Here is a 14,554-nt window from a genome sequence, read left to right on the forward strand (position 1 = left end):
GTCGTTCAGGCGCAGGCCGGACTCGACGTCGAACGCGTGGACGTGACCGGCGGTCGCCGCGAGCGTGACCGTCTCACCCGCGTTCGGGTGGCTGCGGCCGTCGACGCGGGCGACCAGGTCGGTGCGCTTGCCGGCGATGTCGGTGTGCCCGTAGAGGTAGCCGTCGGCGCCGAGCTCCTCGACGAGGTCGACGACCACCGAGAGGCCCTTGCCGTCGGCGGGGCCGACCACGATGTCCTCGGGGCGGACGCCCACCGTGACCTGGCTGCCGTGCGCGCGGCCGACGGTGTCGCGGTCCAGCGGGACGACCTCCGAGCCGAACTGCACGCCGCCTTCGGCGAGGTCGGCGGGGAACAGGTTCATCGCGGGCGAGCCGATGAAGCCGGCGACGAACACGTTGTTCGGCTTCTCGTACAGGTCGCGCGGCGTGCCGACCTGCTGGAGCAGGCCGTCCTTGAGCACGGCGATGCGGTCGCCCATGGTGAGCGCCTCGGTCTGGTCGTGCGTGACGTAGACCGTGGTGACGCCCAGGCGGCGCTGCAGCGACGCGATCTGGGTGCGGGTCTGGACGCGGAGCTTGGCGTCGAGGTTCGACAGCGGCTCGTCCATGAGGAACACCTGCGGCTGGCGGACGATCGCGCGGCCCATGGCGACACGCTGACGCTGACCGCCTGAGAGCGCCTTCGGCTTGCGGGTGAGGTACTGCTCGAGGTCGAGCAGCTTCGCGGCCTCGAGGACGCGCGCGGCACGCTCCTCCTTGCCGACGCCGGCGATCTTCAGCGCGAAGCCCATGTTCTCGGCGACGGTCATGTGGGGGTACAGCGCGTAGTTCTGGAACACCATCGCGATGTCGCGGTCCTTCGGCGGGACGTCGGTGACGTCGCGGTCTCCGATGAGGATGCGGCCGGCGTTGACCTCTTCGAGGCCGGCGAGCATGCGCAGCGAGGTGGACTTTCCGCAGCCCGAGGGGCCGACGAGGACCAGGAACTCGCCATCGGCGATCTCGAGGTCGAGCTTGTCCACGGCGGGGCGCGTGCCCCCGGGGTACAAGCGGGTTGCGTTGTCAAACGTGACGGACGCCATGTTCTCTTCTCCTTCACCGGCAGGTACGTGCCGGACGATCCGTAGTGATGGAATGAGCGGGGGCTTACCCGCACGCCCGCCATCGGGCGCAGGAACCAGTATGACACGGCTCGCTTCGAGGCCTCGTCTGGGCATTTCCCAGGGTGGCTGGCTAGCATCGTCAACGGCCGATTCCCCCGGATAGGCCCCGGCCGATCTTCCGGCCCCATCCGTCCCGAGAGGTTCCATGTCGAGCGACGAGTCCCCGAACGCCGCCGCCAGCGAGCGGCGCGACGCCGTGCGCGAGAAGGCCCTGCAGGTGCAGGCGCGCCAGTCGCGCGCCCGGCTCGCCCGCGGTGCCGCCGTCGCGGCGTCCGTGGTGGCCGTGGTGGCCGTGGTCGCGATCGTCGTGACGTGGGCGGTCTCCTCGGCAGCGTCCAAGCCCGTCCTCAGCCCCGGAAACGTCAGCGACGACGGCTTCGTCGTGACCGGGGTGGCCGGCGTTGCGGTCAGCGGCGACGATGTGGGCGGCACCGGGACGGTCGAGGGTGAGACGCCGACGCCGAAGGCGACCCCCAAGGCGACTCCGACTCCCTCGGCGTCGCCGACGGAGCAGCCCGTCGTCGACATCCGCGTGTATGTCGACTACCTCTCGACCGGCTCGCGGGAGTTCCAGCTCGCCAACGTGCAGCAGCTCTCGAAGTGGGTGACCGAGGATGCCGCGACCCTGAGCTACTACCCGGTCGCGATGCTCACGTCGAAGTCGAACGGCACCAAGTACTCGCTGCGCGCCGCGAGCGCTGCGGCGTGCGTCGCGACGCATTCGCCCGAGTACTTCTTCGCGTTCAACAACACGCTCCTCGCGCAGCAGCCCGACGTCGAATCCGACGGCTACACCGATGCAGAGCTCGCCGACATGGCGATCGCCTCCGGTGCCGCCGGCCCCAAGGTCGTCCGCGCGTGCATCGAGGACCAGGACTTCGCGTCGTGGGCGAAGATCGCCACGGAGCGCGCCCTGGACGGCCTGCCGGGCACCGACGACGTCGCCCTCACCGGCACGCCCATGGTGCTCGTGAACGGCGAGCCCTACGTCGGGGCGCTGAACGACCCGAAGGAGTTCGCGCAGTTCGTGCTGACCGTCGCGAGCGACGCGTACTACGAAGAGACGCCCACCCCCACCCCCACCCCGTAGCGAGTCCGCGCCCGAGCCGACAGTAGACTGGAATCACTGCCGGCTTGGCGCAATTGGTAGCGCACCTAACTTGTAATTAGGGGGTTACGGGTTCAAGTCCCGTAGCCGGCTCGATGACCGCCTCGTCCGCGCCTCCGCGCATGCCCGCGTGGCTCGCGCTCGGCCTCGCCGCGGCGATCGGCGTCATGACCGCCGTGCAGGCCCGCATCAACGGGCAGCTCGGCATCCGCCTGAACGACGGTTTCGTCGCCGCGGTCGTCTCCTTCGGGTCGGGTCTGGTCATCCTCGTGGTGCTGTCGCTCGCGCTGCCCTCAGGCCGCGCGGGCTTCGCACGGCTGGTCGCGGGTGTGCGCACGGGCGGGATCCCGTGGTGGATGCTGGCCGGCGGCGCCGCCGGAGCGCTCACCGTCGCCACGCAGGGCCTCGCCGTCGGGCTCATCGGGGTGTCGCTCTTCACCGTGGGCGTGGTCGCGGGCCAGACCGTGAACGGCCTGTTCCTCGATCGCATCGGATTCGGCCCTGCCGGCGTGGTCGCGGTGACCGTGCCGCGGCTCCTCGGCGGCGCGCTGGCGCTTGCCGCGGTCGGTCTCGCACTGGTCGGGGACGGCCTGTCCGAGGTGCCGCTGTGGATGCTGGTGCTGCCCTTCCTCGCGGGCATCGCGATCGCGTGGCAGCAGGCCACGAACGGGCGGCTCCGCCAACGGGTCGGCACGCCGCTGACGGCGACCTTCGTGAACTTCACCGGCGGCACGGCCCTGCTCGTCGTGGCGGCGGCCGTCCACGTCGCGATCGTCGGCCCGCCGCGGGCGCTGCCCTCGGAATGGTGGCTCTACCTCGGCGGCCCGCTCGGGGTCGTCTACATCTTCGTCTCGGCGGCGATCGTGCAGTACACCGGGGTGCTGCTGCTCGGACTCGGCGCGGTCGTGGGGCAGCTGCTGGCGTCCGTCCTGCTGGACGCCGTGTGGCCGGCCCCGGCGAGCCCGGGGCTGGTCCAGGAGCTCGCGATGGTCGTGGTCGCGCTCGCGTCGGTGGTGATCGCCGCCGTGCCGTGGCGCTCGCTGCGCCGGCGCTGACGCCGAGGGTCAGGCCTTCTTCGGCCGCGGCATCCGGGACACGTGCTTGCGCGCTTCGACGCCCTTGCGGCGTCCGAGGCGCGCGCGTGCCGGCTTGCCGCCGACGTAGAGCCAGCCCAGCAGCTCCTCGTTCTTTTCGAGGCCGTGCGCCTTCGCGACCGCCTTGGAGCGCGTGTAGCCGCCGGTGCGCCAGATCACGCCCCAGCCCGCCTCGTCGAGCAGCAGGCTGAGCACGTGGGCGACACCCGAGGCGACGGCCTCCTGCTCCCAGCGGGGGACCTTGTCGCTCTTCTTGTAGGTGGCGACGACGGCGATCAGCAGCGGGGCGCGCAGCGGCTTCGACGACGCCCCCTTCTCGCCCTCGGCCTTGTTGATCGCACGGCCCAGCAGCTCGCGGTCGCTGCCGCGCAGCTCGATGAGACGCCAGGGGCGCAGCGACGAATGGTCGGCGACCCGGCCGGCGGCCGAGACGAGGGTGAGCAGTTCGGCGTGGGTGGGGGCCTCGTCGGTGACCTTGGACCACGAGCGCCGAGCCCGCACGGCCTCGAGCGCGGGGGTGGTCATGCCGACTCGTCGGGGGTGAAGCTGAGCGAGAGCGAGTTCATGCAGTAGCGGTCGCCGGTGGGGGTGCCGAATCCGTCGGGGAAGACGTGGCCGAGGTGGGACCCGCAGTTCGCGCAGCGCACCTCGGTGCGCACCATGCCGTGACTGCGGTCCTCGATGAGCTCGACCGCCTCGGGACGGACCGACTCGTAGAAGCTCGGCCAGCCGCAGTGGGAGTCGAACTTGGTGCCGCTCTGGAACAGCTCGGCGCCGCACGCCGCGCACGCGTACAGTCCGGCGCGGCTCTCGTCCAGGAGCTCACCGGTCCAGGCGCGCTCCGTGCCGGCTTCGCGCAGCACCGCGTACTGCTGCGGGCTGAGCTCCGCCCGCCACTGGTCGTCGCTCTTGTCCACGGCGTAGGTCATGAGTCCATTCAACCCCAGTCGCGGGACCGATGGACGGCGGAGGCTGGACGTCGCCCGCGAGAATGGGGGAGTGAACCAGGATGCCGCGCCCGCCGTCGCCGAGCGCTACGGGCGTTTCGCGCGTGACGAGGCGCCCGGTCGCAGCGCCCTGTACGCCGATTGGGCCGCGGGGGTCGCGGGGGATCCCGGGGTGGCGGCGATCCTCGCCCGGATCCCGGAGACCCGGCGCCAGCCGCCGCTCGTCTTCGCGGTCACGCGGATGCTGGGTGCGCCCGAGGCTTCGTTCTCCGAGTGGGCCCGGTGGCTCTCGTCGCACGCCGACGAGGTCGTGGCCGAGGCATCCGCTCGCAGCCTGCAGACCAACGAGCCGGGGCGCTGCGCGGCACTTCTTCCGGCGCTTGCGACGGTCGCCGGCCCGATCGCACTGCTCGAGATCGGTGCGAGCGCCGGGCTGTGCCTGTTCCCCGACCGCTACTCCTACCGCTACTCCCACGGCGTCGCGCTCGATCCGCCGGGCGGTCCATCGCCCGTCGTCCTCGACTGCGCGATGACCGGCGAACCGCCGCTGGGCCTGCCCCGGATCGTGTGGCGGGCCGGCATCGACCTCGCACCGCTCGACGCGCGCGATCCGGCCGACCGCCGCTTCCTCACGTCCCTGGTGTGGCCGGGGGAGGCCGGCCGTGCGGAGCGCATCGAGGCGGCGCTCGACGTCGCCGCCGCCGATCCTCCCGCGCTGACGGCGGGCGATGCGTCCGATCCCGCCGTCCTGGCGCGTGCGGCCCAGGCGGCGCCCGCCGGCGCCACGCTCGTGATCACGACGCCGGGGGTGCTCCCGCACATCCCGCGCGCCGGTCGCCGGCGGCTCCTCGCAGCCCTGCGGGACCTCGATGCGGTCTGGATCTCGATCGACCCTCCGGGACTCCACGACGCGTGGCATCCGCCCATCGATCCCGCCGCGTGGGGCGGCTTCGTGCTCGGACGGGACGGCGTGCCGCTCGCGTCCGTCGACCCGCTGGGCGCATCCGTGGAGTGGCGCGCGGGCGATCCGGTCGCGCGCGGCTAGCGTGAAGACGTGCCCCTCTCCGACCGTGACCGCGCGATCCTCGCGTTCGAGGCCGAGTGGGTCCGCCATGCGGGAGCGAAGGAAGAGGCCATCCGCGCCGAGCTGGACCTGTCTCCGGCCCGCTATTACCAGCTGCTCGGGCGCCTCATCGAGACGGCCGACGCGCAGGCGCACGACCCGATGCTCGTCAAGCGGCTGCGCCGTCTGCGCGATGCGCGGGCTCGTCTGCGCGCGGATCGGGCCGCGGGCGCCGGATCGCGGTGACCCGTCACGTGCAGGTTCGTCCGGTGCGCTGCCGATAGCATCGTCACGTGCCGAGAACGTCCTACCCCCGGGATCGCTTCGACGACCTTCCCGACGCTGATCGGGTCGGAGCCCACAGAGCAGAGAACCCCCGCCTGCGCGGCTGGGTGGTGCTGCTCTGGGCGGCGCTGGCGACGATCGTGCTCATCGCGGTCGGCATCTTCGGCACGCTGCTCGCGTCGGGCCGCATCGAGCTCTTCCCGACCCCTGAGCCCACCGTCGCGCCGACGGCCGAGATCACGCCGGTGGTCGACACGAGCTACCAGGTCGTCATTCTCAACGCGACGCCCGAGCAGGGCCTGGCGACCCAGATGAAGGACGTCGTCGTCGCCGCGGGCTGGTCCGACGGCTCGGTGCTCCCGAGTGACGCGAGCGCGGAGGACTTCCCGGAGACCACCGTCTACTACCTCGCCCCCGAGGACCAGGCAGCCGCCGCCGGTCTCGCGGATGTGATCGGAGGGGCGCGCGTGGAGCAGAGCGAGGTCTACCAGCCGGCCAGCCCCGACACGAAGCAGCTGACCGTCGTCATCGGACTCGACCGCACCGCGGCCGGCCAGACGCCCACGCCGACTCCCTGAACGGGGGTCGAAACGGCCCCCGTCCGCGCCAGTGTTTCAGGCGGGTAAACACTTGTGTCCCGGCGTGTCAACAAGTCCTCTCCGGGGCCTCACGGGGTCCCGCACGATGCATACGATGATCGAAGTCGTACCAGCATCAGGAGATTCGCATGACTCAGGGCACCGTCAAGTGGTTCAACGCCGAGAAGGGCTTCGGCTTCATCACGGCGGAGGGACAGGACGTCTTCGTCCACTACTCGAACATCGACATGTCGGGGTTCCGCGTGCTCGAAGAGGGCCAGACGGTCGAGTTCACCGTCGGCACCGGGCAGAAGGGCCCTCAGGCGGAGTCGGTGCGGGTGGTCTGACCCCCTCGCGCGCCAGCTCGTACGGAAACGGGATGCCTCGGCATCCCGTTTCCACGTGTTTCAGGGGTCTTAGCGGCGGCTTGCACTCCCTAGGGGTGAGTGCCAGAATGGGATTAGCACTCCGGTTCGTTGAGTGCTAATCCATAAGCCCCGTCCTGGAGGGACGAAACACACATGGCAAAGATCATCGCTTTCGATGAGGAGGCCCGTCGCGGCCTCGAGCGCGGCCTCAACACGCTCGCCGACGCCGTCAAGGTGACCCTGGGCCCCCGTGGCCGCAACGTCGTTCTCGAGAAGAAGTGGGGCGCTCCCACGATCACGAACGACGGCGTCTCCATCGCCAAGGAGATCGAGCTCGACGACCCGTACGAGAAGATCGGCGCGGAGCTCGTCAAGGAGGTCGCCAAGAAGACCGACGACGTCGCCGGTGACGGCACGACGACGGCCACCGTTCTCGCCCAGGCGCTCGTGCGCGAGGGCCTGCGCAACGTCGCGGCCGGCGCCGACCCCATCTCGCTCAAGAAGGGCATCGAGAAGGCCGTCGCGGCCATCACGACCCAGCTGCTGAGCGACGCCAAGGAGGTCGAGACCAAGGAGGAGATCGCGGCCACCGCGTCCATCTCCGCCGGCGACCCCGAGATCGGCGAGCTCATCGCCGAGGCGATCGACAAGGTCGGCAAGGAGGGCGTCGTCACCGTCGAGGAGTCGCAGACCTTCGGCACCGAGCTCGAGCTCACCGAGGGCATGCGCTTCGACAAGGGCTACATCAACCCCTACTTCGTCACGGACCCGGAGCGCCAGGAGGCCGTCTTCGAGGACCCGTACATCCTCATCGCGAACCAGAAGATCTCGAACATCAAGGACCTTCTGCCCATCGTCGACAAGGTGATCCAGGACGGCAAGGAGCTCCTGATCATCGCCGAGGACGTCGAGGGCGAGGCTCTCGCGACGCTCGTGCTCAACAAGATCCGCGGCATCTTCAAGTCGGCCGCCGTCAAGGCTCCCGGCTTCGGCGACCGCCGCAAGGCCCAGCTGCAGGACATCGCGATCCTCACGGGTGGCCAGGTCATCACCGAGGAGGTCGGTCTCAAGCTCGAGAACGCCACCCTCGACCTGCTCGGCCGCGCTCGCAAGGTCATCATCACCAAGGACGAGACCACCATCGTCGAGGGTGCCGGTGACACCGGTCAGATCGAGGGTCGCGTCACCCAGATCCGCCGCGAGATCGAGAACACCGACAGCGACTACGACCGCGAGAAGCTCCAGGAGCGCCTCGCCAAGCTCGCCGGCGGCGTGGCCGTCATCAAGGCGGGTGCGGCGACCGAGGTCGAGCTCAAGGAGCGCAAGCACCGCATCGAGGACGCCGTCCGCAACGCGAAGGCGGCCGTCGAGGAGGGCATCGTCCCCGGCGGTGGCGTCGCGCTCATCCAGGCCGGCAAGAAGGTCTTCGAGACCCTCGAGCTGACCGGTGACGAGGCGACCGGTGCGAACATCGTCCGCGTCGCGATCGAGGCTCCGCTGAAGCAGATCGCCCTCAACGCCGGTCTCGAGCCCGGCGTCGTGGCGAACAAGGTCGCCGAGCTCCCCGCGGGCCAGGGCCTCAACGCCGCCACGGGCGAGTACGTCGACATGCTGGCTGCCGGCATCAACGACCCGGTGAAGGTCACCCGCTCGGCGCTGCAGAACGCCGCGTCGATCGCGGGCCTGTTCCTCACCACCGAGGCCGTCGTCGCCGAGAAGCCCGAGAAGGTCTCGGCTCCCGCCGGCGACCCGACGGGTGGCATGGACTTTTGATGCGGCGCGGGTCGATGCGGCGAAGCCGCGTTGACGCGTGACGGATCAAGGTTGAGTAGCGCGCGAAGCGCGCGCATCGAAACCCCACGTCCGAACACGAAGGGCCCCTCCTCCGGGAGGGGCCCTTCGTCGTTCCCGGTCAGCGGAAGAGGCTGGCGCTCGCGAGCTCTGCCTCGGCGTACTGGCGGCCGGCGGCCGCGAGGGCGATGCTGATGCCCGCGAGCGATTCCTCGACCTGACGCTGCGTCGCACGCCATTGATCGGTGACCGCGTGGAACGCGACCGAGGCCGATCCGGTCCAGGAACCCTGCAGCTGCGTGAGCTGCGCCATCATCGCGTTGGCCTCGGCCTGCAGGCGCTCGCTCGTGCCGCGCACGCCTGCGGTGGCGGCGAGAACCGCATCGCTGTCGACGGAGAAGACGGCCATGTGTGATCCTTCCTCGGGGCGGATCGGATGCCGCGCCCTGATGTGCGAGCCACGCTACGGCGAGCACCCTCTCCCCCTGGCCCGGTCCGGGTGACCCGTGCACCCCCGCCCCCGCGCCGCACCTGGGGAGGAGCCGGTTCGGCCATGCACGGCGCCGTGAGGGGGAGCCGAGTGAGGGGGTCAGGCCTCGTCGAGCCGGAAGCGCTCGATCGGCTGCGTCTGGATGTGCAGGTGCTCGGCGGCGTCGCGCTCCTCGGCGAGGGGGAATGCGACGCGGAACGTCGCGCCGCCGCCCGGGGTGTCGGTGACCCCGACAGTGCCGTGCAGCGCCTCGACGATCGACGCGACGATGGAGAGGCCGAGACCAGAACCGCCGGTCTCTCGCGTGCGCGAGGTGTCGGCCCGCCAGAACCGCTGGAAGATCTTGTCCTTGATCTGGTCGGGGACGCCCTCGCCGTGGTCGACCACCTCCACCCAGCCGCGCAGCGCGGCCGTGTCCACGCCGACCCGCAGCTCGATGGGGGAGTCGTCGGAGGTGAACCGGCGTGCATTGCCGATGAGGTTCGCGACCACCTGCCGGATGCGGTTCTCGTCGCCGAGCACGACGGGCACCGGCATCCCGGCGGCATGCGGCGCCTCGGGAACCGGGGTGATCGAGGGCAGGTCGCCCACGCCGGCCGCGCTCGTCGCCGGGACGGGCTTGGGCCGGCGGCGCAGCAGCGACAGGGTCGCCCCCGCCCGCGTGAGCGCGGTGGTCGGCGGACGGCGCTTCTCGCTCGGCTCGTCGGGCGTCGACGGGAGCAGGGGAGACGGCAGGGTCGGGGCGGGGAGCTCATCGGCCGTCGTGTCGATCACCGTCACGGGCCGCATCGGCGCCGCCGCACGGAGGTCGAGCGCGGCATCCCTCGCGACGGGACGGAGGTCCACCGGCGCGATGACCACGTCACGGCGCTCGTCGAGACGGGCGAGCGCCAGGAGGTCCTCGACGAGGACCCCCATGCGGATCGCCTCCTTCTCGATGCGCTCCATCGACTGCGACACGTCCTCGTCACCGCGGATCGCGCCCATCCGGTAGAGCTCCGCGTAGCCGCGGACCGTCACCAGGGGCGTGCGCAGCTCGTGGCTGGCGTCTCCGACGAAGCGGCGCATCTGCCGGACCGTGGAATCCCGCTGCGAGATCGCGGCATCCACCCGGTCCAGCATCGCGTTGATCGCGGTCTTCAGGCGTCCGACCTCGGTCGTGGTCGGCTCGATGTCGGTCATGCGCAGGCTGAAGTCACCGCCGGCGATCGCCTCGGCCGTGGACTCGACCTGCCCGAGGCTGCGGAACGTCAGTGTCACGAGCCAGCGCGTCGCGACGGCGCCCGCGACGAGGATGAGCAGGGCGAGGATGCCGTAGATGCCGACGTAGTTGGCGACGATCTGCGTGATCGGGGCGACGGGCACGGCGACCATCTGCGCGTAGAAGATGTTCTGGTACTCCTGCACGGTGACGGTCGCCCGGAACTCCGAGTCGCCGTCCTGCGACGGCAGCGTCACGATCTGCCCTTCGGCGGTGAGCGCTGCGTCCAGGGGATAGGACCCGGGGAACAGCGGCGCGGATCCGTCCTGCGCGCCGTCGCCGCCGACTGTCGCGAGATGCGCTCCCTCGACCGGCTCGTACACCGCGACGAAGTAGTCGGTGGGCACCGCATCCTCCGCGGGCTCCACCTGCAGCCGGCCGTCCTGCACGCTGAAATCGAGGAGCTGTCCGGCCACGTCGCTTCCTGCCAGCGCGGTCACCTGCTCGTCCAGGTTCAGCACGAGCGCGTTGCGCAGGAACGCCATCGTGCCGATCCCCGCGACGAACAGGCCGATCGCCAGGAGCGCGACGGTGACCCCGGTGACCTTCGCGCGCAGGCTGGTGCCGCGCCACCACCGGGTGATCGCGTCCGTCTTGTGCGCCAGGGCGGCTCCTCGAGTCGTACCGCGGGGTTACGCGGTCTTGCCCGCCTTCAGCATGTAGCCGAAGCCGCGCTTGGTCTGGATGAGCGGCTCGGACGAGTGCGGGTCGATCTTGCGGCGCAGGTACGAGATGTAGCTCTCCACGATGCCGGCGTCGCCGTTGAAGTCGTACTCCCAGACGTGGTCGAGGATCTGCGCCTTGGACAGCACGCGGTTCGGGTTGAGCATGAGGTAGCGCAGCAGCTTGAACTCGGTCGGGCTGAGGTCGATCGACGCCTCGCCCACCTGCACGTCGTGGGTGTCCTGGTCCATCGTGAGCTCGCCGGCGCGGATGACCGACTCCTCGTCGGCCTGCATCGTGCGCCGCAGGATCGCCTGGATGCGGGCGACGATCTCGTCGAGGCTGAACGGCTTGGTGACGTAGTCGTCGCCGCCGGCGTTGAGGCCGGTGATCTTGTCCTCGGTCTCGTCCTTGGCCGTCAGGAAGAGGATCGGCGCCGTGTACCCGGCTCCGCGGAGGCGCTTGGTGACGCTGAACCCGTTCATGTCGGGCAGCATCACGTCGAGGATGATCAGGTCGGGCTCCTCCTCGAGGACGGCCGAGATCGTCTGGGCGCCGTTGGACACGGCCCTCACCTGGAACCCCGCGAAGCGGAGGCTCGTGATGAGCAGGTCGCGGATGTTCGGCTCGTCGTCCACGACGAGGATGCGCGGTGCGGTCATGCCCTCATTATGGCCAGGGTTGCCATGTCGTGGCTGGATATCACCCGGTGAGGCGTATCCGGCGCGGTCGGGGTCAGTCCAGGCAGGCGCGTACCGCGCGCTCGACCACCGGGCGGATCTCGGCGTCCGGGTCGACCGTCAGCCGGTGCAGGAGCAGGCCGTCCCCGGCCGCCATCAGCGTTCGGGCGGACTCCTCGGGCGATCGGGCGCCGACATGGCGAAGCAGCGAGGTCGTCCACTCGACGAACACGCGTCGCTGTGCGACGAGGGGTGCGAGCATCGCCTCGTCGCCCGCGCCCTCGAGGAAGAGGGCGTACCGTGCCCGGGTCCGTGAGGCGAGCGGCCCGCTCTGGACGGCGATGACGAGGCTGAGCGCGTCCACGAGCTCCTCCGGCGTGTCGATCGACGGAGTGGTCGCCCCGGCCGAGAAGTCGTTCCGCTCGCTCTCGGCGAGCCACGCGGCGACACCGGCGACGAGTGCGTCGCGCGTGCGGAACCAGTTCGAGGTGGATCCCTTCGGGAGGCCGGCGCGCTCGTCGACCCGCGCGTGCGTCAGCGCGCGGATGCCCTGCTCGCCCACGAGCGCGAGTGCGGCGTCCAGCGCGCGGTCTCTTGTCGAAGCCATGATCCGACCATATGCCGTGGGCCAGGGGCGCCCCGCGCGAGGCGCCGTCAGGTCAGTCCGGCGATGCGGGCGCCGATGGCGTCGCCGGCGCGCGCGGGCAGCACGGCATTCATCGCGATCATCGCGTGCGCCGGCGCGCCGACGAGGTAGCGGGCGCGGGGCCGGCGAGCGGTCAGGGCGCGCTCGACGGTGCGCGCGACGGCGTCCGGAGGCGTGGTCGCCGACCCGAAGCGCGCGATGTTCGCCCGAAGTCCCGTCACATGGCGGGAGTAGAGGTCGCGATGATGCGCCGACATCCGCGCTTCCATGTCGTCGATCATGGTGCCGACTTCGCGCCAGCTCTCGGTGTCGGTCGGCCCGGGCTCCACGACCGAGACCGGGATGCCCCACGGACGCAGTTCGACGCGCAGGGCGTCGGCGATCCCCTCCAGGGCGAACTTCGACGAGCAGTAGGCGCCCTCCATCGGAACGACCGAGCGGCCGCCGACCGACGAGATGAAGACGATCCGGCCTCCGCACTCGCGCAACCGGGGGAGCAGGGCCTGGGTGACGGCGACCTGGCCGATGAGATTCACGTCGAACTGGCGGCGCAGATCGCTCGTCGTCAGCGCCTCCACCGGACCCAGGAGCCCGAACCCCGCGTTGTTGACGAGCGCGTCGATGCGCGCCGGCAGCGCGTCTGCGAGGGCCTCGATGTGGGATTCGTCGGTGACGTCCAGCATGACGGGATGGATGCCGTCCTCGATGGAGAGGCGCTCGAAACTGCTCCGGTCGCGGACTCCGGCGTGAACCGTCCAGCCGGCTGCGGCCAGGCGCCGGGCGATCGCGAGACCGATCCCGCGCCGCGCGCCGGTGACGAATGCAGTGGGCATGAGCGCATCCCCCTTCGCACCTCTCATCGGGGAGAGGTACTACGTCCGTAGTGTATGACTACTATGGATGTAGTGCAAGGGCGAGCAGCTCTCGCCACCGGGTGTGTCAGGCGGCGATGCCGTCGGCGTCGAGGATCGTATAGGCGTAGCCCTGCTCGGCGAGGAACCGCTGCCGGTTCTGGGCGAAGTCCTGGTCGACGGTGTCGCGCGCGATGAGCGTGTAGAAGCTCGCGGTGTGGCCCGACTCCTTCGGCCGCAGGAGCCGTCCGAGCCGCTGGGCCTCCTCCTGGCGGGACCCGAACGATCCCGAGACCTGGATGGCGACGGATGCCTCGGGCAGGTCGATCGAGAAGTTCGCCACCTTCGACACGACCAGGAGCGAGATCTCGCCGACGCGGAACGCCTGGTAGAGCTCTTCGCGCTCGTCGACGGGGGTGGCGCCGGTGATCTTCGGGGCATCGAGCGCCTCGGCGAGCACGTCGATCTGATCGAGGTACTGGCCGATCACGAGGATGCGCTCGCCGGCGTGGCGCTCGACGAGCCGGCGCACCACGCCGATCTTCGCCGGCGCGGTGGCGGCCAGCCGGTAGCGCTCGTCGTCGGCCGCGGCCGCGTACTCCAGCCGGTCGCCCGCGGGCAGGTCGACGCGCACCTCGTAGCAGACGGCGGGGGAGATGAAGCCCTGGGCCTCGATCTCCTTCCACGGCGCGTCGAACCGCTTGGGTCCGATGAGGCTGAACACATCCCCTTCGCGGCCGTCCTCGCGGACGAGGGTGGCGGTCAAGCCCAGCCGGCGGCGCGCCTGCAGGTCGGCGGTGAGCTTGAACACCGGCGCGGGGAGCAGGTGCACCTCGTCGTAGACGATCAGGCCCCAATCCAGCGCATCGAGCAGCGCGAGGTGGGCGTACTGACCCTTCCGCTTGGCGGTCAGGATCTGGTAGGTCGCGATGGTGACCGGCTTGATCTCCTTGGACTGGCCGGAGTACTCGCCGATCTCCTCGGCCGTGAGCGACGTGCGCTTGAGCAGCTCGTCGCGCCACTGCCGCGCGCTCACGGTGTTCGTCACGAGGATCAGCGTCGTCGTCTGGGTCGCGGCCATGGCGCCGGCGCCGACGAGGGTCTTGCCCGCACCGCAGGGGAGCACCACGACGCCCGAGCCGCCGTCGCTGAAGATGTCGACCGCCTGGCGCTGGTACGGACGCAGGTGCCAGCCGTCCTCCGCGAGGTCGATGGGATGCGGCGTCCCCGGCGTGTAGCCGGCGAGGTCCTCGGCCGGCCAGCCGATCTTCAGCAGCTCCTGCTTGATGTGCCCGCGCGCCCACGCGTCGACGACGTAGGTGTCGGGAGAGGGGCGCCCGATCAGCAGCGGCTGGATGCGCTTGTTCTTCGCGACCTCGGCCAGGACCGCGGCATCCGTCGACCGCAGCACGAGCTCGCCGCCCGATCCGTCCTCGGCGACGGATGTGCGCTCGATCACGAGGCGGCCGTAGCGGCGGACGGTCTCGGCGATGTCGATCGACACCGACGGCGGCACGGGGAAGCGCGACCAGCGGTCGAGGGTGGCGAGCATGTCTTCGGCGTCG

At 70.6% G+C, this 14,554-nt stretch carries 16 protein-coding genes and 1 tRNA gene; 8 read left to right on the forward strand and 9 right to left on the reverse strand.

The features are described 5' to 3' along the window. The coding region (locus ACE3O1_RS11000) for an ABC transporter ATP-binding protein (RefSeq protein ID WP_374315081.1) at nt 1-1,083 on the reverse strand (1,083 nt) is incomplete at its 3' end. Nucleotides 1,084-1,309: 226 nt separating this feature from the next. Between ACE3O1_RS11000 and ACE3O1_RS11005 the strand changes: the two genes are divergently transcribed. The 3 genes from ACE3O1_RS11005 to ACE3O1_RS11015 all read left to right on the forward strand — a co-directional run bounded on the left by ACE3O1_RS11005 (nt 1,310) and on the right by ACE3O1_RS11015 (nt 3,327). Then, the gene (locus ACE3O1_RS11005; RefSeq protein ID WP_374315082.1) at nt 1,310-2,254 is read left to right on the forward strand and encodes a DsbA family protein; all 945 of its coding nucleotides are present in this window, start codon (nt 1,310-1,312) and stop codon (nt 2,252-2,254) included. Nucleotides 2,255-2,292: 38 nt separating this feature from the next. Then, nucleotides 2,293-2,365, forward strand: a tRNA-Thr gene (locus tag ACE3O1_RS11010). A gap of 2 nt (nt 2,366-2,367) precedes the next feature. Then, nucleotides 2,368-3,327, forward strand: a complete 960-nt coding sequence (locus tag ACE3O1_RS11015; RefSeq protein ID WP_374315083.1) for a DMT family transporter — start codon at nt 2,368-2,370, stop codon at nt 3,325-3,327. A gap of 9 nt (nt 3,328-3,336) precedes the next feature. On the opposite strand, the gene ACE3O1_RS11020 is transcribed toward ACE3O1_RS11015, so the two are convergent. After that, a complete protein-coding gene (locus ACE3O1_RS11020) occupies nt 3,337-3,891 on the reverse strand; it encodes a nitroreductase family protein (protein WP_374315084.1) in 555 nt (184 codons plus the stop codon). Then, nucleotides 3,888-4,295 (reverse strand): peptide-methionine (R)-S-oxide reductase MsrB, encoded by a 408-nt coding sequence (msrB, locus tag ACE3O1_RS11025; RefSeq protein WP_374315085.1) that lies wholly within the window; start codon nt 4,293-4,295, stop codon nt 3,888-3,890. The genes ACE3O1_RS11020 and msrB overlap by 4 nt, the downstream gene beginning before the upstream one ends. A gap of 70 nt (nt 4,296-4,365) precedes the next feature. Between msrB and ACE3O1_RS11030 the strand changes: the two genes are divergently transcribed. The 5 genes from ACE3O1_RS11030 to groL all read left to right on the forward strand — a co-directional run bounded on the left by ACE3O1_RS11030 (nt 4,366) and on the right by groL (nt 8,380). Continuing rightward, on the forward strand, nt 4,366-5,358 hold the full coding sequence (locus ACE3O1_RS11030; protein ID WP_374315086.1) for a DUF2332 domain-containing protein: 993 nt from the start codon (nt 4,366-4,368) through the stop codon (nt 5,356-5,358). A gap of 9 nt (nt 5,359-5,367) precedes the next feature. Continuing rightward, the gene (locus ACE3O1_RS11035; RefSeq protein WP_374315087.1) at nt 5,368-5,622 is read left to right on the forward strand and encodes a DUF3263 domain-containing protein; all 255 of its coding nucleotides are present in this window, start codon (nt 5,368-5,370) and stop codon (nt 5,620-5,622) included. 47 nt (nt 5,623-5,669) lie between these two features. Next, complete coding sequence (locus ACE3O1_RS11040) at nt 5,670-6,239, forward strand: LytR C-terminal domain-containing protein (protein ID WP_374315088.1); 570 nt, start codon at nt 5,670-5,672, stop codon at nt 6,237-6,239. A 149-nt stretch (nt 6,240-6,388) separates the two neighbouring features. Next, nucleotides 6,389-6,586, forward strand: a complete 198-nt coding sequence (locus tag ACE3O1_RS11045) for a cold-shock protein (protein ID WP_127476195.1) — start codon at nt 6,389-6,391, stop codon at nt 6,584-6,586. 174 nt (nt 6,587-6,760) lie between these two features. Next, nucleotides 6,761-8,380, forward strand: coding sequence for a chaperonin GroEL (gene groL / locus ACE3O1_RS11050; RefSeq protein WP_374315089.1), 1,620 nt, complete (start codon nt 6,761-6,763; stop codon nt 8,378-8,380). Between the two features lie 139 nt (nt 8,381-8,519). Here groL and ACE3O1_RS11055 read toward each other — a convergent pair whose 3' ends face one another. The 6 genes from ACE3O1_RS11055 to ACE3O1_RS11080 form a co-directional block, all read right to left on the reverse strand. Further along, nucleotides 8,520-8,807 (reverse strand): WXG100 family type VII secretion target, encoded by a 288-nt coding sequence (locus ACE3O1_RS11055; RefSeq protein ID WP_374315090.1) that lies wholly within the window; start codon nt 8,805-8,807, stop codon nt 8,520-8,522. 180 nt (nt 8,808-8,987) lie between these two features. Further along, nucleotides 8,988-10,634 (reverse strand): ATP-binding protein, encoded by a 1,647-nt coding sequence (locus ACE3O1_RS11060; protein ID WP_374315091.1) that lies wholly within the window; start codon nt 10,632-10,634, stop codon nt 8,988-8,990. A 147-nt stretch (nt 10,635-10,781) separates the two neighbouring features. Beyond that, nucleotides 10,782-11,474 carry a response regulator transcription factor gene (locus ACE3O1_RS11065; protein WP_194395976.1) on the reverse strand — a complete coding sequence of 231 codons (693 nt, stop codon included), beginning with the start codon at nt 11,472-11,474 and terminating at the stop codon, nt 10,782-10,784. A gap of 73 nt (nt 11,475-11,547) precedes the next feature. After that, nucleotides 11,548-12,099, reverse strand: a complete 552-nt coding sequence (locus ACE3O1_RS11070) for a TetR/AcrR family transcriptional regulator (RefSeq protein WP_374315092.1) — start codon at nt 12,097-12,099, stop codon at nt 11,548-11,550. 47 nt (nt 12,100-12,146) lie between these two features. Beyond that, on the reverse strand, nt 12,147-12,971 hold the full coding sequence (locus ACE3O1_RS11075; protein ID WP_374315093.1) for an SDR family oxidoreductase: 825 nt from the start codon (nt 12,969-12,971) through the stop codon (nt 12,147-12,149). A gap of 106 nt (nt 12,972-13,077) precedes the next feature. Beyond that, nucleotides 13,078-14,554, reverse strand: a 1,477-nt coding sequence (locus ACE3O1_RS11080) for a DNA repair helicase XPB (protein WP_374315094.1), incomplete at its 5' end; no start/stop codon positions are given.

Source organism: Microbacterium sp., from assembly GCF_041909575.1.
GTDB lineage: Bacteria > Actinomycetota > Actinomycetes > Actinomycetales > Microbacteriaceae > Microbacterium.